This window comes from Sphingobium sp. D43FB (genome assembly GCF_002312805.1).
In the GTDB taxonomy this organism is placed as follows: Bacteria; Pseudomonadota; Alphaproteobacteria; order Sphingomonadales; family Sphingomonadaceae; genus Sphingobium.
In genome coordinates, this window is the sequence record NZ_NMUA01000172.1 from 1 (window position 1) to 598 (window position 598).

The 598-nt window shown below is 60.7% G+C and carries 3 protein-coding genes; all 3 read right to left on the reverse strand.

Going from position 1 to position 598, the window contains the following annotated elements; genetic code table 11:
* A partial coding sequence (locus tag SxD43FB_RS25500) for a hypothetical protein (protein ID WP_176482920.1) occupies positions 1-193 on the reverse strand: 193 nt, incomplete at its 3' end.
* A gap of 31 nt (positions 194-224) precedes the next feature.
* Positions 225-413 (reverse strand): hypothetical protein, encoded by a 189-nt coding sequence (locus tag SxD43FB_RS23880; RefSeq protein ID WP_096064179.1) that lies wholly within the window; start codon positions 411-413, stop codon positions 225-227.
* A partial coding sequence (locus SxD43FB_RS25505) for a hypothetical protein (RefSeq protein WP_176482921.1) occupies positions 410-598 on the reverse strand: 189 nt, incomplete at its 5' end. The genes SxD43FB_RS23880 and SxD43FB_RS25505, both read right to left, overlap by 4 nt.

Consider the following 598-nt stretch of genomic DNA (forward strand, 5'->3'; position numbering starts at 1 on the left):
GGAAGACATGTGCAGAGAGCGAGCGTGGGCGACCCACCAACTCGCAGATGAGGATGCTGTTCGGCCGCGAGAACGCGGTGAACTCCCGGCGCAGAAGTCCGGACACAACATCATCAAACGAGTGGGTGTTGCCGCCGTGCGCGAGAGCGATCTCGATCTTGCGCAGGAGGTCGGCAGGAATGTTTACGCTCAAAATGGGCCTCTTATCGGCCCGTATTTATCGGTTAGCTCATGGGCGTGAGCACGATCTGACCATTGGTGATCTGCAAGCGGTAGAGCCGCTTGGTCTCAGTATCCACAAGGATGATCTGCTCGGCCGCTGAATCCTGATCCACCACGCGCAGAAGGGCACGTGAGATGATCTGCCCGAACGTGCCGAGCAAACCCGGCGCCGGAGGGAAGTTGAGGATCATCGGTTGCCCATCCTGACCAAATCGAAGGTGGGCTTGCCGATGCTCCAAAGGTCGTCGGTCTGCGCCTCAATCCTGATGCGGAGATCGAGACCACCGTCGCGCATCGGCGTGCGACCATCCGCCATCGGCTGCCGAAGCGGGCCGACGATCTCGGGTCCATCATGGGTCTGCCGCGACAGAACCCG

Bases quoted from the DNA above. Each gene is read 5' to 3' on its own strand.
- SxD43FB_RS23880 (WP_096064179.1), bottom strand. From the start codon at position 413: ATGATCCTCAACTTCCCTCCGGCGCCGGGTTTGCTCGGCACGTTCGGG.